The organism is Nannocystis pusilla, from assembly GCF_026626665.1.
Lineage (GTDB): Bacteria > Myxococcota_A > Polyangia > Nannocystales > Nannocystaceae > Nannocystis > Nannocystis pusilla.
Genome location: NZ_JAPNKE010000002.1, coordinates 4,843,962 through 4,865,576 on the forward strand (window position 1 = coordinate 4,843,962; position 21,615 = coordinate 4,865,576).

Sequence of the window (21,615 nt, forward strand, 5' to 3'; positions counted from 1 at the left end):
CAGGTTCCCGGGCGCTTCGCAGGTCGTCGCCGAGACCCGTTTCGGCGCACGTCCACGCGAAGTTTTTTTGCCGCGAGGAACCGTGACGGGTCACCCGTGTCTCGGCCCCCGTCGATTTCGGAGAGCCGTCATGCATCGCACCTCGCCCGTCCGTCCCGTCGTCCCGCACTACTTCGTGTCTCCGCAGCGCGCCCGCCTCGCGCGCCTGCTGCCCGCCGCGGTGACCCTCCTCGGCGCCCTCCTGCCCGCCTGTACGCCCGATCCGACCATCGACGAGATCGTGAGCGAGGGCGGCTACGCGTCCAACCGGTTCCTCCGCGCGATCGCCAAGCCCGACGCGATCGAAGAGGAAGCCCCGCCCGAGGACCTCGAGAACAGCGATGAATGGGCCGCCGGCACCGGCCAGCGGCACAAGGGCGAGGAGGGCAAGATGGGCAAGCCCACCTCGAAGAGCAAGTCGGGCCTCTACGCGATGAAGGGCCCGAAGGACGCCATCCCGCAGATGGCCACCGGCTTCGCCGGCCTCACGGGCACCGAGATCGGCGAGTCCTACGGCGTCGGCGGCCTCGGCCTCGTCGGCACCGGCCGCGGCGGCGGCGGCACCGGCGAGGGCACGATCGGCAGCCCCTACGGCGCCGCCTATGCGGTGGGCAACGACGACGGCGACGTGTGGGGCGGCCTCGGCCACGACAGCGCCGGCGGCCCGGGCGGCGACCGCTACGCCAAGGTGAAGGAGGCCGCGTGGACGCTGACCCACGCCGTGCCGCTGTCGACCTTCTCGATCGACGTCGACACCGCCAGCTACAGCAACGTCCGCCGGTTCCTCGGCGACAACTGGTTGCCCCCCGCGGACGCGGTGCGCGTCGAGGAGATGATCAACTACTTCGACTACGCCTACCCGTCGCCCGAGGGCGAGCATCCGCTGGGCGTGGGCGCCGAGGTCGCGCCGTGCCCGTGGAAGAAGGGCCACCAGCTCGTGCGCGTGCACCTGCAGGCCAAGCGGATCGAGACCGACAGCGTGCCGGCGCGCAACCTCGTGTTCCTGGTCGACACCTCGGGCTCGATGAGCGACGACGACAAGCTCGGCCTGGTCAAGAAGGGCCTGTCGCTGCTCGCCGAGCAGCTGCGGCCGGAGGACCGGATCTCCCTCGTCACCTACGCCGGCGACACCCGCGTCGCCCTGCCGACCACGCCCGGCAGCGACAAGCAGACGATCCTGCGCGCCATCGATCGCCTCGGCGCCGGCGGCGGGACCAACGGCGGCGCCGGCATCGTCCTCGCCTACGCCGAGGCGCACAAGCACTTCGTCAAGGGCGGCATCAACCGGATCTTGCTGGCCACCGACGGCGACTTCAACGTCGGCCTCACCGACCACGACGACCTGATCAAGCTGATCGAGAAGGAGCGGCAGACGGGCGTGTTCTTGACGGTGCTCGGCGTCGGCCGCGGCAACTACAACGACCAGACGATGGAGCAGATCGCCGACCACGGCAACGGCAACTACGCCTACCTCGACTCCGAGAAGGAGGCGCGCAAGGTGCTGGTGGCCGAGGCCAGCGGCACGCTCGTCACCGTCGCCAAGGACGTCAAGCTGCAGGTCGAGTGGAACCCCAACCGGGTCGCCGGCTATCGCCTGCTCGGCTACGAGAACCGCACGTTGACCGCCGAGCAATTCAACGACGACAAGAAGGACGCCGGCGAGCTCGGCGCGGGCGACAGCGTCACCGCCCTCTACGAGGTCGTGCCCGCCGGTCGGCCCGTGCCCGGGGCCGCGGTCGACAACCTCAAGTACCAGCGCCCCGCCGGCCCCGCCGACGCCGAGCTGCTGACGGTCAAGGTCCGCTACAAGCAGCCGGAGGGCGACAAGAGCACCAAGTTCGAGGCCCCCGTGACAGAGGCCGGCACGGACTGGGACGAGGCCTCGCCGCAGATGCGCCTCGCCGCCGCCGTCGCCGCCTTCGGCCTCAAGCTGCGCGGCTCGCCCAGCCTCGAGAAGTTCGACCTCGCCGCGGCCCGCTGGTGGGCCCAGTCGGCCGAGCTGCCCGACCCCGAGGGTCACCGCCGCGAGTTCGTCGAGCTCGTCGACAAGGCCCGCAAGCTGATGACCCGCGAGACCGTCCACAGCCGCAGCGCCCTGCCTTGAGGACAGGTCCTCCAGGACAGGAACCTCGGGACAGGCCCTTCGGGGCATGTCCCGAGGTCGCGCTCACGGGTTGGCCGCCGCGTAGGCGTCGACCGCGGCGACGTGCCGCTGCTTGTCCTCGGCCCCGAGGAAGCTGGCGGTGAAGCTGTTCTTGGCCAGCGCGATCACCTGGTCGCGCGTCAGCCCGAGCTCGCGCGCGCACGCGGCGTAGTTGTCGCCGATGTAGCCGCCGAAGTAGGCCGGGTCGTCGGGATTGATGGTGACCACCAGGCCGCGATCGATCAGCTGCTTCAGGTTGTGCTGGGCCAGGTGCGGGAACACCCGCAGCTTGATGTTCGACAGCGGGCACACCGTCAGCGGCACCCGCTCGCGCGCCAGCCGCTCGACCAGCGCGTCGTCCTCGAGGCAGCGCACGCCGTGGTCGATGCGCTGGGCCCCGAGCACGTCGAGCGCCTCGCGGATGTAGTCCGGCGGGCCCTCCTCGCCGGCGTGGGCGACCACCGGGAACTGCGCCTCGCGGGCCTCGGCGAACACCTCCTTGAACTTGCTCGGCGGGTTGCCCGACTCCGACGAGTCGAGCCCGACGCCGCCGATCCACGGGCGGAACGGCACCGCCTGGTGGAGCGCCTCGATGGCTGACTCTTCGGACAGGTGGCGCAAGAAGCAGAGGATCAGCTTCGACGTGATCCCGAGCCGCTTCTCGGCGTCCACCTGAGCCCCGTGGATCCCCGTCATCACCGTCTCGAACGGCACGTCGCGGCGCGTGTGCGTCTGCGGGTCGAAGAACAGCTCGACGTGGCGCACGTTGTCGCGCGCCGCCCGCTCGAAGTACGCCCAGGTCAGGTCGTAGAAGTCCTGGACGTGCTGCAGCACGTCGGCGCCCTTGTAATAGATGTCGAGGAAGCTCTGGAGGTTGTGGAAGTCGTACGCCTTGCGTAGCTCGTCGACCCCCATCCAGGGCAAGGCGATGCCGTTCCGGCGGGCCAGCGAGAACATCAATTCCGGCTCCAGGGTGCCTTCGATGTGCACGTGGAGCTCGGCCTTGGGGATGCCGCGGATGAATGTCTCGAGACGATCGGCCTGGGTCATCGGGGGCTCGGACCTTTTCAGCCCCTGCCGGGGCGTTGTGGAGTTAGGTGCCCCGCAGGGCACGCGCAGTCAAACTCTGTACTGGGATGTCACAGCAGGTGCCGGTGGCGGCGCAAGTTCCTCGCGCGCCTGCCCGCACCGCAGCTTGAATTCGAGCCTCCGGGGCCCCTCGCACGGAGCCCGGTCCGCCCCGTCGAACCCCGTTCCGCCGCCGGCCCGGCGATACCCCGGGGAGCGGCGTGGTTCGCTCGCCCAGGGGATCGCGCTGCACTGCGGAGTCCGCGCGAACGCGCCGGGCCCGCCCTCATCCTCCGACCTCCGCAAGTCCCGCCCGGATGTCCGCGAGCGCGGCGTCGATGCGGTCGCGGTGGGTGCGGAACGACAGCACGCAGATGCGCAGGACGAAGCCGCCGCGCACCACGGTGCCGGTCAAGTACACCCGACCGCGCCGATTGATCGCCGCGAGCCACCGCCGGTTGTGCGCGTCGAGCTCGGGCCCATCAGCCGCGCCCGCGGGCACGTGGCGGAACGCCAGCAGCGACAGCTGCGGCGCGGCCACCAGTTCGACCCCCGGTAGCTCGCGCAGCGCCGCCGCGCACACCTGCGCCAGGTCCAGCTTCTCGTCGAGCGCCCGCGCGAACACCCGCGCCCCGAGCAGCTTGAGCGGCAACCACACCCGCAAGCCGCGAAAGTCGCGCGACAGCTCGGGCGACAGCTCGCAGTAGTCGACGAAGTCGGGGTCCTCCTGCATCGGCGGCAAGTACTCGGCCGGCGAGCCGTGGGCCCGCCGCAGCGCCGCCGGGTCGCGGGCCAGGAGGCAACCTGTCCCATAGGGCAGGAACATGCCCTTGTGCGGATCCAGCGTGACCGAGTCGGCGCGCTCGATGCCCGCCAGCGCCGCCCGCCCGCGCGCGGTGAGGCAGAAGAACCCGCCGTACGCCGCGTCGACGTGCAGCCACAGACCCTCGCGCGCCGCCAGATCGGCCAGCGCCGCCAGGTCGTCGACCGCCCCGGTGTTGGTGGTGCCCGCGTGCCCGACCACGAGGCACGGCCGCGAGCCGCGGGCCCGATCGCCTGCGATCGCCGCGGCCATCGCCGCGACGTCGACGCGGAAGCGATCGTCCACCCCGATCTCGCGCACCTGATCGCGGCGAAACCCGGCCAGCCGCGCCGCCCGCTGGACCGAGTGGTGCGCCTGCGCCGAGGTGTAGATCACGCCGTCCTCGAAGCGCTCGCCGAGGCGCTCGCTGCGGGCGGTGACCACCGCCGAGAACGTCGCCAGCGACCCGCCCGTGGTCAAAAACCCGCCGCTCCCGGCCGGCAGCCCGACGATCTCCGCCAGCCAGCGGACCGCGTTGGTCTCGAGCTGCACCAGCCCCGGCGCCGCCTGCCACACCCCGACGTAGCGATTGGTGGCGTCGGCGATCAGGTCGGCCACCGCCGCCAGGAACAGCCCGCCGCCGGGGACGTAGGCCAGGTAGCCGGGACCCGCGGTGTTGAAGCTGCACGGGACTGCCCGATCGAACAGAACCTCGAGGACATGTTCGAAGGACTCCCGCGGTCCGGCAGCGCCTCGCGCAGCGAGCGGGCCAGCCCCGCGCCGTCCTCGACGTCGCAGGCGGGCATCGCCGGCAGCGCCTCGATGTGCGCGGCGATCCGCTCCATCGCCGCCGCCACCAGGGCCCGCATCGCCGCCGCGTCGGGTTCGAGCTCGGGCGTGGGAGAGGCGGGCGGCGGCGTCGCGGACACGCCACCGGCGTACGCCAAGCGCCGCGAAAACACCAGCCGCGCGGCGCACGAGCCGCCCTCGCCCGAATCCGCCGCCTCCGACCCGCACGAAGCGCCCAGGCCGCGCCATCTTCCTCTATCCTTCGCCGGTGTCCGACCACCCCCGCGGCGCGAAGTGGTGCACGGCGACGCCGTCGCCTGGCTCGCGGAGCGACCTGACCTCCAGGACAGCTCCGTGATCGCCACCATGCCGGACGTCAGCGAGCTCGGGGTCAGCCTCGAGCGCTGGCGCGAGTTCTTCCTCGGGGCGGCGCGGGCGGTCCTGCTCGCCGCGCCCCCCGACGGCCTGGCCGTCTTCATCCAGACCGACAACAAGATCGAGGGCCGCTGGGTGTCGAAGGCCGGCCTCGTGCTGCGCGTCGCCGACGAGCTCGACGTCCCGCTCCTCTTCCACAAGATCGTGTGCCGGCGCCCGCCCGGCAGCCTCATCCACGGCCGCCCCGGCTACTCGCACATCCTCGCGTTCTCTCGCCGCGCCCGCGACGACGCCGATCACCCGACGCCCGACGTCCTGCCCGACCTCGGCGCCATGCCGTGGAGCCACAGCATCGGCACGCGCGCCGCCGAGGCGGCCGTCACCGCCGTGCGCCGCCTGTCGCCCGCCACCACCCGCATCGTCGTCCCCTTCTGCGGCCTCGGCACGATCCTCGCGGTCGCCAACGCCCGTGGCTTCGACGCCGTCGGCATCGAGCGCAACCGCAAGCGGGCCGAGGCCGCCCGCACCTTCGAGCTCGAGCCCGAGCCCGCCGCGAAGCCCTCGATCTGACATGCCTCGATCGACATGTTTTTATAAGACATGTCCGATTCACCACGTCGAACCGCTGCCGACGCGCAGTCGCGCGCCGACTTGTCCAGCCTTCGCCGCCCTGGCCGCCGCCGCCCGTGCTTCCCGCTCGCCGCGCGGACCGTTGCGAGCCATCGACGGACGTCGCGGCCACATGTCCCTCGGGACAGCCCTGCAGTGCCGTGCCGGTCGAGCGCCGACCTGCAGCCGCGGTGACCTGTCCTTGGAACCAGCCGCGCTCACTCGGGATCGCGGAACACCGGCGCGCGCCGGCCGAGCACGGCCTGGACCGCCTCCAGCTGGTTCTCGCTGCCGAGCAGGGGCAGCTGCAGCTCCGTCTCGCGGCGGAACGCCGCCGCGGTGTCGAGCTCGGGCGCCTCGTTGCACAGCGCCTTGGCCGCGCGGATCGCCTGCGGCGACTGCCCCGCGATCGTGCGCGCCAGCTCGCGCGCGGCGCTCAGCGGATCCGCCTCCACGCGGGTGACGAGGCCGAGGCGCGCCGCCTCCTCGCCGGTCACTGTGCGGGCGGTGTAGATCAGCTCGCGGGCGATGTCCGGCCGGACCAGGCGCAGCAGCGTCTTCGAGATGCTCATGTCGGGGATGAGGCCGTAGCGCAGCTCCATCACCGCGAGCTGGGCGTCGGGCGCGGCGATCCGCAGGTCGCAGGCGAGCGCGAGCTGGAGGCCGCCGCCGACCGCGGCGCCGTGGATCGCGGCGATCACCGGCACGGGCACCTCGGACCAGATCCAGCACGCCAGCTGGGCCAGGTTGGCGGGCGAGCTCGTGTCTCGCGCGAGCAGCTTCTGCCCGATCTCCGGCGCCGCCAGAAAGGCCCCCCAGTCGAGGCCGGCGCAGAACGCCTTGCCCTCGCCGTGCAGCACGACCGCGCGCACCGTCGAATCGGCGGCGACCTGGCGACCGGCGGCGACCAGCGCCTCGAACATCGGCAGGTCGAGGCCGTTGCGCTTGTCGGGGCGGTTGAGGCGGACTTCGGCGACTCCGGCGTCGACGGAGACGATCACGCGCGGCGGGCTCTCGCTCATGCGCGCGAGTGTAACCGATCCTCGCGGCCTCACGCGGACGGGCGCGCGAGCCAGCGGAACACGATCACGTGGCCCGCGAGGGCGGCCCCGACGCAGAACGGGACGATCCACCCGTAAGGGAAGTGGAACGCGAGCAGCACCGCCGGCTCCTTCGTGAAGTAGCGGAACGGCACCGGCGACGACAGCACCGCGATGGTGGCCACGTTGACGAGCAAGGCGGTGCCGAGCAGGTTGAAGGCCCACACGAGCGGCCGCGACGGCCCGCGCCGCCACAGCCACAGCCCGGCGCTCACCGCCGCGATGCCGGTGAGGATGTCGAGGTTGCAGGCCTCGTAGGTCATCTGGATCGGCAAGGTCCCCTGGCGGTACCAGCTGTGCAGCACCAGCTCGAGGGGCAGGCGGAACGCGTGAAAACCGACCAGCGCGGCGATCGGCACCCCGGCCGCGAGCCGCGCCCCGGGCCGCGTCGCCGCGAACGCCACCGCGACCGCCAGCGACCCGGCGAAGAAGAACAGCGCCCGCGGCGGCATGGTGTCGGCCGCGAGCACCCCGGACCACGACACGAGCCCGGTGAGCGCCAGCCACCCGAGCGCCCCCGCGGCGGTCCCGATCGTCCAGCGCCGCACCTGCGCCGCGGGCTCGCCCAGCCGCCGCCCCGCCCGCGCGGTGGCGAGGACCAGCATGCCGACGACGGCGGCGACGATGACGACGAAGGCGGCGGTGCTGGCCGCGGAGGGCATGATCATCGGCGGGACGGGCACTGGCAGCTCCTGGGAGAGGGTATCGCTAAGTAAAGCACTTGCTATCAAAATCGTAGTATGCACAATGATACCTGTGACCGAGCGTCGCGGCTATCACCAGTTCTGCGGGGTGTCCCGAGCGCTCGACATCGTCGGCGAGCGCTGGACCCTGCTCCTGGTGCGCGATCTGCTGCTCGGCGGCCGCCGCTTCGGCGACCTGCTGGCCGCCCTGCCCGGCCTGACCCCGAACCTGCTGTCGCGCCGCCTGAAGGAGATGCTGGCCCACGGGCTCGTCGCGCAGCGGCGCCTGCCGCCCCCGCACGCGACTACGCTCTACGAGCTGACCCCCCTCGGGCGCGAGCTCGAGCCCGTCGTGTTCGCGCTCGGCCGCTTCGGCGCCCGCTGGCTGGGCGCCCCCGCGCCCGACGACCGCACCGATCCGCGCTGGGCCATGGTCTCGCTCAAGCGCCGCTACCTCGGCAGCGAGCGCCCGCTGTGCGCGCAGCTCCGCGTCGACGACCTGTCCTTCACCGTCCGCACCGGCGGCCCCGCGGCCGAGTTGGTCGACGGAGCCCCGCCTGCGCCCGAGCTGGTGCTGGCCGGCCCGCTGCGCAGCTTCGGCGCGTGGATCGTGCACGGCGCTTCCGCCCGCGCACAGGTCCTCGAGGGCGCGCTCACCCGCGAGGGCCCGGCGCAGGCGCTGACCGACCTGGCCCGCGCGTTCGGCCTGCGCCCGTGAAGTGCCATCGACCTGGCCTTTCGGACACAGCGCTCCACACACCCCCGGTTCCGAGCCGCTACGACTGTCCCTTCGGACATGTGCGGCGGAGCCCTCGGGCCGACCCGGCCGCTGCGCCCGCGCCGGCGCCCCGAAGTCCGCAATGACCTGTCCTCTCGGACACACCGCGTGATCGCCGGCACCCCGCGCCTGGCCAGCTCGATCGCCGCCCCGCCCTCGCCCGCAGCTCACAAAAACATGTCCTTTCGGACACATTCCGCGCGCACCGCCGACCCGCGCCTCGCCCGCCCGCAGCCTCGCGGCCGCGCCCGCCGGCGCGTCGGCGAGCACCCCGCGCCTCCCGCGCAGAACCGCCCCTCCCTGCCCTCGCCGGCGCGTTCCTCGACGAACCCGGCCCGGTTCGCCCCTCCGGCCCCGCGAGGTATCGTCTCTGATGAATCATGCCGGCCGTCCGAGTCCACGACGCCCAGCCCGACGACGACCTGTTCGCCTACCTCGCGCGCACCGGCGGCGACGCGGCGCGGCGCGGCGCCGTGATCGGGGCCGCCTCCGAGTTCAAGGAGGGTGACGCCGCGCTCGGCCTCGCCGCCGCCGACCTGGCCTCGCGGACAGCCGCGCGTCGGCTCCTCGCCAACACTCCGGTCGGCCGCCTCGCCGCCGCCCCGCTGTTCCGCGATGCACTGTACGACGCCCTCGAGGAGACCCTCGACCCGCGCGCCGCGGCCCACGTCGCCACCTGGTCCCTCGGACAGCTCAGAATTTCGTCCTGACCGCCGACGAGGCCGAGGTGTCCCAGCTCCTCCCGGGCCTCGCCAGCGACGTCGTCGCCTGCCTGGTCAAGATCATGAGCGACGCCGAGCTCGTGACCCTCGGTTCGCGCCTGTTCCACCCGCTGCCCGGCAGCCGGCTCGGCGCGCGCGGCTACCTGGGGGCGCGGATCCAGCCGAACAGCCCGACCGACCACCCCGACGACATCCGCTGGCAGGTGCTGGCCGGCTGGTCGTACGCCGTCGGCGACGTCGTCCTCGGCACCAACCCCGTGTCCTCCGACCCGCGCTCCGTGGCCGCCGTCGAGGCTGCCCTTTGGGACATCCTCCTCGGCTTCGGCCTGCAGGACACCCTCCCGCACTGCGTCCTCGCCCACATCGACGTCCAGGCCGAGGTCGAGCGGCTCGCGCCCGGCACCACCGGGATCTGGTTCCAGAGCATCGCCGGCTCCGACGCCGCCAACGCCACCTTCGGCCTCGACCTGGCCGATCTGCGCCGCCACGCCCGCGGCCGCACCGGTCGCTGGGGCCTGTACTTCGAGACAGGTCAGGGCGCCGACTTCACCAACGGCCACGGCCGCGGCGTCGACATGGTCGTCCACGAGGCCCGCAAGTACGGCCTCGCGCGCCTGCTCAAGGCCGACATCGCCGACGCTCGCCGACGCCTCGGCCTCGACCCCACGCCGTGGGTCCACGTCAACGACGTCGCCGGCTTCATCGGCCCCGAGGTGTTCCGCACCCGCGAGCAGCTGGTGCGCTGCTGCCTCGAGGACATCGCCATGGCCAAGCTGCACGGCCTGATGATCGGCCTCGACGTTTGCGCCACCCTGCACATGGACATCGGCCTCGACGACCTCGACTGGTGCCTCGAGCGGATCGCCCCGGCCTGCCCGGGCTACCTCATGGCCCTGCCGACCAAGAACGACCCGATGCTCGGCTACCTCACCACCGCCTTCCAGGACCACGTGCGCCTGCGCGAGCGGTTCGGCACCCGCGTCGACGATCGCATGTGGGCGTTCTTCCGCGAGCGCCTCGGCGTGGTCGACGAGCGCGGGCGGCCGACCGCGCGCTTCGGCGATCCGGTGTGGGTCTACGCGCAGTGGTGCCGCGCCCGCGGCGACGTGCGCCCGCTCGACCTCGTCGCCGGCGAGGGCCGGGCCGCGCTGGCGGCCGTGCGGGCCCGCGGCGTGGCGATCGGCGAGGGCCACGGCGATCGCCCGTGGGACCTCCCGCCTGCCCTCGAGGCCGAGGTCCGCTCGCAGTGCGCCGACGCCAAGGAGAGCCTGCGCGCCGAGTGGCGGCCCGAGTTCGTGGCCAGGATCCCCGGCGCCCGCCGCCTCCGCACCCGCGCCGGCGACCGCGACGAGTACATCCTCCACCCGCCCACCGGCGAGGCGCTGAGCCCCGCCGCGCTCGCCGAGCTATCTGGCCTGAAGGACAGCTACGCCGGCCGCTTCGACGTCGTCCTGGTCGTGTCCGACGGCCTCAACGCCCACGCGGTGATGGACGATCACCACCTGTTCCCCTTCCTCGACGTCCTCGTCCCCGAGCTGCGCGCCGCCGGCCTCGCCCTCGCGCCCGACGTGTTCGTGCTCGCGGGCGGCCGCGTCCGCGCCGGCTACGCCGTGGGCGCCGCCCTGTTCGCCGACCAGCCCGGGCCGCGCCGCCTGATCCACGTCATCGGCGAGCGCCCCGGCACCATGCACCACGCCTTCTCGGTCTACCTCACCGCGGCCGACGGCGCCGCCTGGGCCGCCCCGCGGGCCATCGATCACCACATCACCCGCGTGATCTCCGGCGTCGCCGACACCGCCTACCCGCCCGAGGGGGCCGCGCGCGAGGCGGTCGCCATCCTTCAGGACATGCTCCCCAAAACATGTCCTTGAGCCCATGACGTTCAGGACATGTCCTCTCGGCCATCAAAGGCCGAGCAGGGGTATCCCGAGCATCACGAACAGCATCGACGCGGTCACGAGCAGCAGCAACACCGCCTTGATGACGAACACCAAGCACAGCGCCCGCAGCCCGCGGACCAGCGCGGCGACCGTGCCGGCGCGCGCGACCTGGAAGAACACGACCCCGCCGACCAGCAAGCCGAGGCCGAGCGCGGCCTGGACGGCGGCGTACACGGCCGCGCCGACCAACGGCCACACCAGCACCAACGCCAGCATCGGCAGTAGATCGATGAGCGCGTCCACGCCGCTCCACAGCTCGATGAGGCCGATCGGCAGCATCAGGAGGCCGCAGCTGCGGATCGTCGCCCGCTGGCCGGCCGTGAAGGGGATCGTTCGCGCCTCGCTCATAACCGCCTCCGTCACAGCAGCTTCCGTACCAGCGGCCACAGCGCCAAAACCAGCTCGACGACGAATACCACGCGCAGGCGGCGGAAGGCCGACGCGAGGTACTCCTGATCGTCTTCGTCGGAGCCCGCGACCTTGCCGATCGCCTCGCCCGCCTCGCGCAGCAGCATCCCCTGCCACACCGGCAGCCCGACGTAGACAAGCCCGAGCACCGAGACGATCACGAGCTCGAGCGGATGCCGGGCCATGACCAGCACCAGCAACGCGAGCACCACGCCGATCCCGCCCAAAAGCACCTGCAGCAGCCCGACCAGCCCCATGGCCCCGGCCAGTCGTACCAGCCCGCGCTCCTCGGCCTCGTCGAACTCGACGCGCGCCACCCCGGCCGGCTCGTCGGCATCATCCATCACGCCCACGCTAACCCGCCGCGGACCGTCAGGCAACGACCGCCCACGCGCCCGCATACGTTGTTCGATCCGCGTTCGACGGGACCGTCTCGCCCCCGCGCGCCGGCGAAGCTCGCCCCCGCGCGCGCATGCCCCTCAAGACATGTCCATCAAGACATGATCACCATCGCCGGTCGCGCTCGCCTCCGCGCCGCGCATGTCTCTCAAGACATGTTTACAAAGACATGATCACCATCGCCCGTCGCGCTCGCCCCGCGCCGAGAATGTCCCTCAAGACATGTTCATGAAGACATTCCAACCATCGCCGGCCGCGCGTGCGCTTCGAGTCATGTCCATAAGGACATGTTCATAGGCGCCGCTCGCTCGCCCTCGCGCCGCGCATGTCCATCGAGCCATGGTCACCGCCACCGCTTGCGCTCGCCCTCGCGCCGCGCATGTCCATCGAGCCATGGTCACCGCCACCGCTTGCGCTCGCCCTCGCGCCGCGCATGTCCATCGAGCCATGGTCACCGCCACCGCTTGCGCGCGCCCTCGCGCCGCACATGCACTTGGGGACATGTCCATCCGGACATGCTCACCGCCGCCGCTTGCCCGGCTCGGCCTGGCGCGAGTGGGTGATCCCCCCGTGTCGCCGAGCCGGCGCTGGCTGCCGGCCTCGGCGGGGAACAGCGCCTGGTGCCCGTGGCGCTCGCGCACCGCCGACAGCACCGCCTGCAGCGCCGCGCTGCGCGGAGGAGCCTCCGGAGCCGCGGCCGCCAGCAGGTCGAGCTGGACCTCGCGCTCGGGCGCCTCGAACTGGCTGACGCTGACGCCGGTCAGGCGGAAGCCGCGGCCGTCGGTGTCGACCGCCTCGAGCAGGCGACAGGCGGCCCCGTGGAGCTCGCGGTAATCGTCGGTCGCGCGCGGGAGGGTCGTCTGCCGCGTCTCGGTCACGAAGTCGCCGTCGCGGATCTTGAGGCACACGCAGCGCGCCTTCAGGCCCTGCGCCACCAGGCGGTCGGCCACCCGCGTCGCCTGCGACAGCAGGCACCGGCGCAGCGCCGGCACGCCGACGACGTCGACCGCGTAGGTGTCCTCGTGCCCGAGCGACTTGGCCGCGCGGTCGGGCACCACCGCGCGCTCGTCGATCCCGAGGCTGAGCCGGTGCATGTGCTGCCCGTGGGCCCCGAACATCTCGACCAGCGCCGCCTCGCCGAGCCGCCGCAGGTCGCCGACCGTGTGGATCCCGCGGCGCTGCAGCTTCTCCTGCGTGCGCGGGCCGACGCCCCACAGCTCGCCGATCGGCAGCGGCGTCAGGAACTCGAGCTCGGTGCCCGCCGGGATCTCCGTCAGCCCGTCGGGCTTGTGCATGCCGCTGGCGATCTTCGCCAGGAACTTCACGCTCGCCAGCCCGACCGAGCACGTCAGGCCGACCTCCTGATGCACCGCCACCCGCAGCGCCTCGGCCACCCCGCGCGGCGGCCCCCACAGCCGCTCGGTGCCGGCCAGGTCGATGAACGCCTCGTCGATCGACAGCCCCTCGACCAGCGGCGAGAAGCGCTCGAACACCGCGAACACCGAGCGCGACACCTCGGCGTACAGCGCGTGCCGCGGCGGCACCACCACCGCCTGCGGGCAATGCCGCAGCGCCACCGCCATCGGCTGGGCCGAGCGGCAGCCGAACTTGCGCGCCTCGTAGCTGGCCGCCGCCACCACCCCGCGCCGCCCGGCCCCTCCGACCAGCACCGGCAGCCCGCGCAGCTGAGGCTGCTCGCGCACCTCGACCGACGCGAAGAACGCGTCCATGTCGACGTGCAGGATGGCCCGCGCGCCCTCTTCCCGCCCGGCACCGCCGGCCATGTCGTTCGCGCCGCTCACGCGGAGCGAAGCCTAGCGCGCCCGCGCTCGCCCGTCACCGCGCGCGAACGCGCGCCCCGGCGCCCTCGCCGCCGCCGGCCGCCGCCTCGCGTCTCCTGTCCCTCACGACATGCCCCATAGAGCATGTCCGGGAGCACATGCCCCCGAGAACATGCTCACGGAAACATGCCCGCGAGGACATCCCCTCGGGTTCACTCGGCCTTCGGCTCGACCTCGAGCTCGGGCAGCCCGTCGAGCTTGCGCTCGTCGCAGCTCTGCGACGGCGGCGCCGCAGGCACCAGCACCTTCAGGCTGCGGGGCACGCACTCCACGGTCACGGGCGTCTCGCCGACGTCCTCGCCGTCGATGAGCACCCGCTGCGGCGGGTCGGTGCGGAGCGTCGCGCGCGTCACCGGCAGAAAGCCGATGTCGTCGCGGCTCGCCGGGTTCTGGCTGAGCCCGGAGCGGTACAGGTGCAGCGCGGTGCCGATGCCCGAGCCCAGGCCGTCGAACGCGATCAGGGTGACGTCGAGCTTCCCGTCGTCGCCGCACACCGCGGTCGGCCCCTGGGCGAACAGGGTGTGCAGCGGCGCGAGGTTGGCCACCGCCACGTTGGTGACCTTGCAGCGGATGATCTCGCTCTCGGTCTCGAGCTCGAGCGAGAACGGCTCCAGCTCGGCGATCTGCTGCAGCCCGGTGGCGATGTAAGCCAGCAGGCCCCAGCGGTTCTTCGCCTCGCGCGAGGTCTCGCCGATCGCGGCCGCGTGGAAGCCGACCGAGGCGAACAGCAGCACCGAGCGCCCTGCCGCGCGGGCGGTGTCGATCGCGTGCGGCTGGCCCTTGCAGGCGTTCTCGAGCGCGCCCGCGAGGTCGAGCGGGATCGACAGCGCGCGCGCGAAGCTGTTGGCGGTCCCGCGCGGGAGCACGGCCAGCGGCACCTCGCCGCCGATCAGGCGCGACGCCACCAGCGACACGGTACCGTCGCCGCCGGCCGCGATCACGAGCGACGGATCGCTCGCCAGCGCCGCCGCCGCGCACGCGTCGGCGTCACGCTCGGGGCTGGTCTCGAACACCGCCAGCTCGTACGTCTGCTCGAGCTCGCTGACGACCGCGGGCAGCTCGTCGCGGGCTGCGCCGGCGACCGGATTCCACACCAGAGCGGCGCGCGGCTTCGACGTCCTCCTGCGCGCGGCGAGGCGAGCGACCCGCGCAGGCGGCTCGGCCGGCGCATCATGAGGGTCGAGGCAGTGGAGCCCGGGCGGCGTCGTCCGCCGCGTTGCGGTGTTCATCCCGGGAGTGTGCCACGCTTCACGGCGTGAGCGGCGACCTCGACATCGACGCGCTCCTGGCCGAGCACGGGCTTCGCGGCGGCGAGGCGCGCGATCTGGGGCGCGCCGCGCTGGAGGCCGCAGGGCTCACGCGCCCGGGCAAGCGCAACCTCGCCGCCGGCAAGCGGGCGCGCGTGGAGGAGGTCCTCGGCGAGCAGTTCGTGCGCACCTGCTCGCGCGCCCACTGCCGCGCCGCCGCGACGACCGACGGGCGGATCGTCGTCGACCTCGACGCGCCGTCGGCCCGCCTGTGCGAGTTCTGCGGCGGCTCGACCAACCGCAGCGCGTGGAGCGGGCCCTCGCCGCCATGGCCCGGCGCGACTGGCATCGCCTCGTCGTCGTCGGCGGCTCGCCGCCGCTGCACCACGAGCTGCGGGCCCTCGTCGGCAAGCGCATCGACCTCCGGCTCGTCGACGGCACCGCCCGCCGCACCGCCCACGACGCCGCGCACGACCTCGCCTGGGCCGACCGCATCGTCGTCTGGGGAGCCACCCTGCTCGACCACAAGGTCTCTCAGCTCTACACCGATCGCCGCTCGCCGAAGGTCGTCACGGTCGCGCGGCGCGGCCTCACTGCGCTGGCCGAGACGATCATCAAGACCGCGGAGTGAGCGGGTCGGCCGCGGCGCGTGTTCGCGCCCGTTGCGCACCGAAAGCCTCGCCGCCGCGACGACCTCCGTGAATCGCCCAGGCGGCTGCGGCGCGAGCGGCCGGATCGACGCGCGCAACGTGTGCGTCAGCCGCACGGCCGCCGCCGACTTGTTGCATGCGCGATGAACGGCATCCTCCCAGCGATGTCGTCCACCCCCACCGACTCGGTCGTCGCCACCTTGCTGCGACTCGGCGTCATGGGCAATTCCGACTGGGACGGCGCGCTGCAGCAGGTGCTGGAGATCTGCTGCGACCTCCTCGTCGTCGAGCGCGCCAGCTACTGGAGCTTCCACGACGACCCGACCGCGATCACCTGCGAGCTCGGCTACGTCCACAGCAAGCGGCTGCTCGAGCGCGGCCTCGTCGTCACCGAGGGCAGCGCGCCCGAGTACTTCGAGCTGATCCGCAGCGTCAACGTGCTGGCGGTCCGCGACGTCCGCGAGGACCCGCGGCTCGGGGCGCTGTCCGACTACTTCGCCACGCACGCGATCCGCGGCCTCCTCGACGTGCCGGTGTTCGCCCGCGGCCGGCTGGCCGGGATCCTCTGCCACGAGCACGTCGGCGCTCCGCGCGACTGGACCCCGCACGACCACGAGCTCGCGCTGACGCTGAGCCAGACCCTCGCGCGCCTGCTCGAGGCGCGCGCGCGCGACCACGCCGAGCAGTCCGAGCGACGGGCCGCCTTCCTCGTCCAGGCCGCGAGCGCGCTGGCCGACACCCTCGACCCGGTGCGGGCCGGCGAGATCGTCGTGCGCCGCAGCCTACCTGTCCTCGGGGACATCTGCTCATTGGTCGGCTACGACGGCCGCCGCGCCTGGCGGATCGCCGCCGCCCACGTCGAGCCGGCGGGCCAGCGGATCCTCGACGAGCTGTGCGCCCGCTACGGCGCCGACATCGACGGCCCCGGGCTCGGCATGCAGGCGCTGCGCGAGCGCCAGTCCTTGCTGCTGCCGGTGGCCGACGAGGCGGCCTTGCGCGAGGCCGGCATGGTCGACGGCCACATCGAGCTGATGACCGCCCTGCGCGTGCGCAGCCTGCTCTCCGTGCTGCTGCGCGTCCGCGACGAGGTCACCGGCGTGCTCACCTTCGGCTCGCGCAACCGCTACTACGACCGCGAGGACATGCGGTTCGCCGAGGCCTACGCGCAGCAGGTCAGCACCTTGCTCGAGAACGCCAGGCTCTACGCCCAGGCGCAGGCGGCGATCGGCGCGCGCGACGACTTCCTGAGCCTCGCCGGCCACGAGCTGCGGACCCCGCTGACCTCCCTGCAGCTCGCGGTCGAGCTGCTGCGCAAGGCGACGCCGGCCACCGCCCCGGCGCAGCGGGCCGTCGACACCATCGCCCGCCAGACCACCCGCCTGTCGCGGCTCACGGAGCTCATCGTCATGACCGCCCGCCAGTGCGACGGCGAGCTGCCGCTGCGATTCACCCGCCTCGACCTCGGCGTCCTGGTCCGCGCGGTCACCTGCGACTTCGCCGACCTGTTCGCGCGCGCCGGCTGCGAGCTGCAGCTGCACACAGGCGACGGCGTCATCATCGACGGCGACGAGACCGGCCTCGAGGTCGTCGTGTCCAACCTCCTGGCCAACGCGATGAAGTTCGGCAAGGGCGCGCCGATCGAGGTCCGCGTCGAGCCGCACGACGGCGCGGTCCGCCTGGTCGTCCGCGACCACGGCATCGGCATCCCGCTCGAGCGGGTGGGCAGCGTGTTCGACCGCTACCAGCGCGCCGTCCCGCTCAACCACTTCGGCGGCCTCGGCCTCGGCCTGCACATCACCGCCAAGATCGTCGACGCCCACCGCGGCACGATCCGCGCCGACAGCCGCCCGGGCGAGGGCGCGACCTTTATCGTCGAGCTGCCGGCCGCGCCCGGCGCGTGAGCGTCACATCGGCGCCACCGGTGCGCACGTCGACACCCCGGCGCCGACGATCAGCAGCGGCGCGTCGCTCGTCAGCAGCTCGAGGTCCTGGATCCCGTTGTTGTCGCTGTCGTCGTAGTCGAGGCGCGTGACCTCACTGGCGAAGAAGTCGTTGTCGCTGTCCGTGAAGAAGTAGAAGTCGCCGGCGAAGAAGGCGAACGCGAACGCGCCGTTGTTGATCTCGAGCCCGGCGAGCGGCAGCACGTCGAGCGCCGCGCCGCTGGCCTTGTCGACCTCGACCAGCTTGGCCGGCCCGGTGCCGCCGAACTCGAACGCCCGCCCGTCGCCGGTGCCGGTCAGCTCGGCGCCGTCGAAGTTGGTCTTGCCGAGCTTGGAGAGCTGCAGCGAGTCCGGGTCGATGCCGATGAAGTCGCCGATGTTCGGGCCCTCGCTGAACGGACCGATCCCGCTGTACGTGTTGCCGTAGATCTGGTCGCACTGATCGAACTGGCTGTTCGACACGAACGCCATGCCGAAGTTGTCGACCCCGAGCTGCCCCGGCGCGTAGCCCGGGTCCTCGCAGTTCGCCACGTCGGTCACGTCGATCTTGCGCAGCTCGCCGCCGACGAACTGGACCCACGCGAAGCCCTGGCGGTCGACCGCCATCGAGAACGTGCTGAGCAGCCCGCCGCAGTCGAGCCCGCCCAGCATCGTGAACGAGTTGGTCTCGGGGAAGTACTTCCACAGCTCGGCGTCGCCCGAGAGCACGAAGATCCCGTCGTCCAGCGGCACCTCGATGTCCGGGCACTCGCACGGCGCCGGCGGCCCGTCGGTGGTCTCCGCGGTGGTCTCGCCGTCGGTCGTGGTAGTGGTCGTCTCGGCCTGCGTGGTCGACGTCGAGGTCGACGTGGTGGTGTCGATCGGGTCGGTCGTCGAGGTCGTGGTGGTGGTCGTCGTCTCGCTCGTCGTCGTCGTCGTCGTCGAATCATCCGTCGTCGACGTCGAGGTCGTCGTCCCGGTGTCGCTGTCCGTCTGCCCGCCCTCGGTCGCGGTCGTCGTCGTCGTCGGCGCGGTCGTCGTCGGGGTCGAAGTGGCGGTCGTGCCGTCGCTCGTGTCCGTGGCCGTCGCCCCCTCGCTGACGGCGGAGTCAGTCGCTTGCACGCTGTCGCCGCAGGCCGCGACGAGCAGCAGAGAACCAATCAAGGTAGGACGCATCATCGCGGCAGGATAAACCGCCCGGCGCGCGCGCGAGCCGGCGTCGCCTGCCTCGCGCGTCCGGACCTCGCGGGCCCCGCGTCCGGCGACCGACCAGCCTCGACCGCTCGCGCGCCCGCTGCCGGGCCCCCACGCGGTCGCCCGCCGAGCCGCTGCAGGGCCCGCCCGACCCGCGCGTCCGGCTGCGCGGAGAGGCGGCCGATCCCGCAGGCCGTCCGACAAGATCTTCATCCCCTGCGTGCCCGAGGTCGGCAGCGTTGCGCCGCCCGCCGACGAGCTCGTGGTACAGGCGCCCTCGACGAACCATCAGCACATGTCTCTTCAGACATATGGTGATTCGCCGCGCTACGGCGAGAAGATCGCCAGCCACGGATCGTCGACCAGCACCTCCGACATCATCGCGCCGCCGGCGACGATCCGGTCGGACGCGTCGATCGCCACCGTGTACCCGCGGTCGGGGCCGAAGCCGCCGTCGATGTCCTTGCCCCAGCGCAGCTTGCCATCGGAGGTGAACTTGCACAGGCGAATGTTGGTCGCGGTCCCGCCCGGGCCGTCGCCGATGACGACGACGTCGCCCTGGCTGTCGATCGCCACGTCGCGGCCGTTCATCCCCGTGCACGCGTCGCTCGACCACACGCCTTCGCCGGTGCTCGTCACCCGGCGCACCATCAATGCCTCGCCTTGCTTGCCGGCCAGGATCAGGTCGCCGCCGGGCTCGCGGGCCAGCGCGTAGATGGTCCCGCCGCCGCCCGGATACTCGACCGTCCAGCTCGGTTCCCCGCCGGTGAGCGGCAGGGCGACGAGCCACTCGGGAAACACCCCGTCCTTGGGCCGCGCCCAGTTGGCCACCGCGTGCTCGGGCGTGACCACCACGCCGGGGCCCAGCGGCCAGATCGTGAACTTGACGCCCATCGGCACCCGGCTCGTCCACAGCTCCGCCCCGTCGGCCGCGTACCGGCGCGTCCACAGATCGGTGAGCCCGTCCTCGTCGGACGCGAAGCCGGTCACGATCAATTCGTCGCCGTCGACGACCGCCGCGTCGGTCACGTAATCGTCGCCGAAGCCGCTGCCGAACGTCGCCTCCCACACGACGGCGCCGCCCGGATCGATGCGCGCCAGCCAGACGTCGTGCCCGTCGCCGTCGGTGAACACGCTGCCCGCGACGTAGGCGCCACCCGCGGACGTAGCGATTCCAGTGATCAAGCCCCTGGCTTCGCCGTACTGCTGCGACCACTCCATCTCGAGGGTCTCGTCGAATCGAGCAGCCCAGGGCGTGAGTCCGGGCGCACGACCGCCCGCGAGGATGCTCCCGTCGGCGTTCACCGCCACCGCCTCCACCTCGTCCGAGCCGCGCGTGGCGGGGTGAAACTCGAACAGCAGCTCGGCCGAGGGCTGACAGTCGCGGTTGCAGCCGTCGCCGTTGACGTCGTTGCCGTCGTCGCACGCCTCGCCCTCGTCGAGGTCGCCGTCGGGACACGGCGCCGCGGGCTCCGTCGCCGTGGTGCTCGTCGGCTCGACCGTCGTCGTCGTCGGGCCCGGCCCGGCGGTCTCGGACGGCTCGGTCGTGCTCGCCGTCGGCTCCGAAGTGCCGTCGGACTCGGTCTCCGGCGCCGGCGCGAGCGGCCCGGCCGGACACGCGGAAGCCAGCAACAACCATCCCATCATCCCATGAGCGTTTCTCATGGCCGGACCTACCTCCAGAAACTGGCGCCTATTTCCGCCAGGCGCTCGATCGAGGCGGCCTCGGGTCCTCCGCTCGCGGAGCGATCAGGCCCGGTCCCCTGCGGCCGCCGAAGCGGCGATGCGCCGCGCCGGCTCGCTCGACCCTCGCTCCTGCGAAGCGCGGCCACCGGGCACGTCCGAAGCGCGGAGACAATGACAGGTCTTTTCAAACATGCCCTATTGAACATGCTCGTATCGACATGTCCCTCCGCACATCTCACGGCGCGCAGGCCGGGAACTGCCCCGCCCCGGGCGAGTCGCCGGCCTCGACGAACGGGACGCCCGCGTCCTCGAGCACATTGCCGTGCACGTCGGTCACGCGGAACGCGTACGGCCCGGGCCCCATCCCCGCCTCCGCCACGAAGTAGTTGTATTCGAGGCGCGCGACCTCCTGCCAGGCGTCGTCCTCATTTTTGAACTCGAGCTTGGCGATCGGATTGCGGTGGTTGCGGATCTGCACGGCCGTCCACCACTGGTTGCTGCCTTCCTTGAAGTGGTAGACGACCGGCCCGTTCAGCTCGCAGGACACGTAGCGCCAGGTGATCGGCACGACCCCGAGGTCCTTGTCGGCGATCATCGGGAAAGCGTCCTCGTCGAGGTCGATGTGGCCCGACTGGCACTCCGGGCAGCGGTCGACGATCCGGACCACGATCTGGCCGTCCGGTCCGTCGATCTGCACGCACGCCCCGCACACCGCCGAGGCCATGTAATCGGGCGTGTTCATCGCCGCGACCATGTCGTCGCCGGGGTTCGCGTCGAAGCTGCAGTTGCCGCTGCCGTCGGCCGCGTAGTAGGTCGCCTTGCCCTCGTGGTCCGCGCCCTCGCACGCCTGGCCGCCGCCGGTCGTCTCGCTCGTACCGGGCCCGCGGCTCGTCTCGCCCGCGGTCTCGCTCCCCGTCGTCGCGGTGCTCGTCTCGCCGCTCGTCGGTCCGCTGCTCGTCTCGCCGCTCGTCGGTCCACCGCTCGTCTCGCCGCTCGTCTCGCCGCTCGTCGGCCCGCTGCTCGTCTCGCCGCTCGTCGGCCCCGCGCTCGTCGGGGCGTCGCCGGAGCTCGGCCCGGCCGGGCCCTCGCTGCCCGGGCTGCCGGTCGGCCCCGCGCTTGACGCACCGCTGCTCGCCGTCGACGCCTCGGTCTCGCCGCTCTCGCCGGGGCACGCTGCACACAACAAGATCGCCGCCGTCTCGAACCATCGCCCGCGCATCCGT

Annotated in this window: 18 protein-coding genes and 1 pseudogene; 7 read left to right on the forward strand and 12 right to left on the reverse strand. The window is 72.5% G+C overall.

Translation table 11 applies throughout. The features are described from left to right. The first annotated feature begins 130 nt into the window (after positions 1–130). Positions 131–2,143 (forward strand): vWA domain-containing protein, encoded by a 2,013-nt coding sequence (locus OV079_RS21375; protein ID WP_267770708.1) that lies wholly within the window; start codon positions 131–133, stop codon positions 2,141–2,143. Between the two features lie 63 nt (positions 2,144–2,206). Here OV079_RS21375 and OV079_RS21380 read toward each other — a convergent pair whose 3' ends face one another. From OV079_RS21380 to OV079_RS21390, 3 genes are all read right to left on the reverse strand, one after another. Then, positions 2,207–3,232: an adenosine deaminase gene (locus OV079_RS21380; protein ID WP_267770710.1), complete on the reverse strand. Its 1,026-nt coding sequence runs from the start codon at positions 3,230–3,232 to the stop codon at positions 2,207–2,209. A 304-nt stretch (positions 3,233–3,536) separates the two neighbouring features. Further along, positions 3,537–4,670, reverse strand: coding sequence for a pyridoxal phosphate-dependent decarboxylase family protein (locus OV079_RS21385; protein WP_267770711.1), 1,134 nt, complete (start codon positions 4,668–4,670; stop codon positions 3,537–3,539). Further along, entirely contained in the window at positions 4,658–4,981 is a 324-nt protein-coding gene (locus tag OV079_RS21390; RefSeq protein WP_267770712.1) for a hypothetical protein, read from the reverse strand. Before OV079_RS21390 ends, OV079_RS21385 begins: the two co-directional genes overlap by 13 nt. 157 nt (positions 4,982–5,138) lie before the next feature. Between OV079_RS21390 and OV079_RS21395 the strand changes: the two genes are divergently transcribed. After that, the gene (locus tag OV079_RS21395; RefSeq protein WP_267770713.1) at positions 5,139–5,786 is read left to right on the forward strand and encodes an SAM-dependent methyltransferase; all 648 of its coding nucleotides are present in this window, start codon (positions 5,139–5,141) and stop codon (positions 5,784–5,786) included. Between the two features lie 257 nt (positions 5,787–6,043). Here OV079_RS21395 and OV079_RS21400 read toward each other — a convergent pair whose 3' ends face one another. Together OV079_RS21400 and OV079_RS21405 are read right to left on the reverse strand one after the other, a co-directional pair. Further along, positions 6,044–6,847 (reverse strand): crotonase/enoyl-CoA hydratase family protein, encoded by an 804-nt coding sequence (locus tag OV079_RS21400; RefSeq protein WP_267770714.1) that lies wholly within the window; start codon positions 6,845–6,847, stop codon positions 6,044–6,046. Between the two features lie 29 nt (positions 6,848–6,876). Continuing rightward, complete coding sequence (locus OV079_RS21405) at positions 6,877–7,608, reverse strand: hypothetical protein (RefSeq protein WP_267770715.1); 732 nt, start codon at positions 7,606–7,608, stop codon at positions 6,877–6,879. Positions 7,609–7,681: 73 nt separating this feature from the next. On the opposite strand from OV079_RS21405, the gene OV079_RS21410 reads away from it, so the two are divergent. The 3 genes and pseudogenes from OV079_RS21410 to OV079_RS54265 all read left to right on the forward strand — a co-directional run bounded on the left by OV079_RS21410 (position 7,682) and on the right by OV079_RS54265 (position 10,979). After that, the gene (locus OV079_RS21410; RefSeq protein ID WP_267770716.1) at positions 7,682–8,326 is read left to right on the forward strand and encodes a winged helix-turn-helix transcriptional regulator; all 645 of its coding nucleotides are present in this window, start codon (positions 7,682–7,684) and stop codon (positions 8,324–8,326) included. Positions 8,327–8,766: 440 nt separating this feature from the next. Further along, a pseudogene (gene eutB / locus OV079_RS54260) lies at positions 8,767–10,097 on the forward strand (ethanolamine ammonia-lyase subunit EutB); the annotation flags it as partial. A 3-nt stretch (positions 10,098–10,100) separates the two neighbouring features. Then, positions 10,101–10,979 (forward strand): ethanolamine ammonia-lyase light chain EutC, encoded by an 879-nt coding sequence (locus OV079_RS54265; protein WP_276603604.1) that lies wholly within the window; start codon positions 10,101–10,103, stop codon positions 10,977–10,979. A 33-nt stretch (positions 10,980–11,012) separates the two neighbouring features. Here OV079_RS54265 and OV079_RS21420 read toward each other — a convergent pair whose 3' ends face one another. The 4 genes from OV079_RS21420 to OV079_RS21435 all read right to left on the reverse strand — a co-directional run bounded on the left by OV079_RS21420 (position 11,013) and on the right by OV079_RS21435 (position 14,925). Next, complete coding sequence (locus tag OV079_RS21420; protein ID WP_267770717.1) at positions 11,013–11,396, reverse strand: hypothetical protein; 384 nt, start codon at positions 11,394–11,396, stop codon at positions 11,013–11,015. An 11-nt stretch (positions 11,397–11,407) separates the two neighbouring features. Then, positions 11,408–11,809 (reverse strand): hypothetical protein, encoded by a 402-nt coding sequence (locus tag OV079_RS21425; RefSeq protein WP_267770718.1) that lies wholly within the window; start codon positions 11,807–11,809, stop codon positions 11,408–11,410. A gap of 261 nt (positions 11,810–12,070) precedes the next feature. Continuing rightward, complete coding sequence (locus OV079_RS21430) at positions 12,071–13,657, reverse strand: DNA polymerase IV (RefSeq protein WP_267770719.1); 1,587 nt, start codon at positions 13,655–13,657, stop codon at positions 12,071–12,073. 191 nt (positions 13,658–13,848) lie between these two features. Next, positions 13,849–14,925, reverse strand: coding sequence for a diacylglycerol kinase family protein (locus OV079_RS21435; RefSeq protein WP_267770720.1), 1,077 nt, complete (start codon positions 14,923–14,925; stop codon positions 13,849–13,851). A 325-nt stretch (positions 14,926–15,250) separates the two neighbouring features. Here OV079_RS21435 and OV079_RS21440 point away from each other — a divergent pair, with 325 nt between their 5' ends. Together OV079_RS21440 and OV079_RS21445 are read left to right on the forward strand one after the other, a co-directional pair. Continuing rightward, a complete protein-coding gene (locus tag OV079_RS21440) occupies positions 15,251–15,574 on the forward strand; it encodes a hypothetical protein (RefSeq protein WP_267770721.1) in 324 nt (107 codons plus the stop codon). A gap of 183 nt (positions 15,575–15,757) precedes the next feature. Continuing rightward, on the forward strand, positions 15,758–17,494 hold the full coding sequence (locus OV079_RS21445) for a sensor histidine kinase (protein ID WP_267770722.1): 1,737 nt from the start codon (positions 15,758–15,760) through the stop codon (positions 17,492–17,494). Positions 17,495–17,497: 3 nt separating this feature from the next. Here the strand turns inward: OV079_RS21445 and OV079_RS21450 are convergent, their stop codons facing one another. The 3 genes from OV079_RS21450 to OV079_RS21460 all read right to left on the reverse strand — a co-directional run bounded on the left by OV079_RS21450 (position 17,498) and on the right by OV079_RS21460 (position 21,611). Further along, entirely contained in the window at positions 17,498–18,691 is a 1,194-nt protein-coding gene (locus OV079_RS21450) for a hypothetical protein (RefSeq protein ID WP_267770723.1), read from the reverse strand. Positions 18,692–19,033: 342 nt separating this feature from the next. After that, complete coding sequence (locus OV079_RS21455) at positions 19,034–20,341, reverse strand: hypothetical protein (RefSeq protein ID WP_267770724.1); 1,308 nt, start codon at positions 20,339–20,341, stop codon at positions 19,034–19,036. 286 nt (positions 20,342–20,627) lie between these two features. Next, positions 20,628–21,611: an expansin EXLX1 family cellulose-binding protein gene (locus tag OV079_RS21460; RefSeq protein WP_267770725.1), complete on the reverse strand. Its 984-nt coding sequence runs from the start codon at positions 21,609–21,611 to the stop codon at positions 20,628–20,630. Between the last annotated feature and the right edge of the window lie 4 nt (positions 21,612–21,615).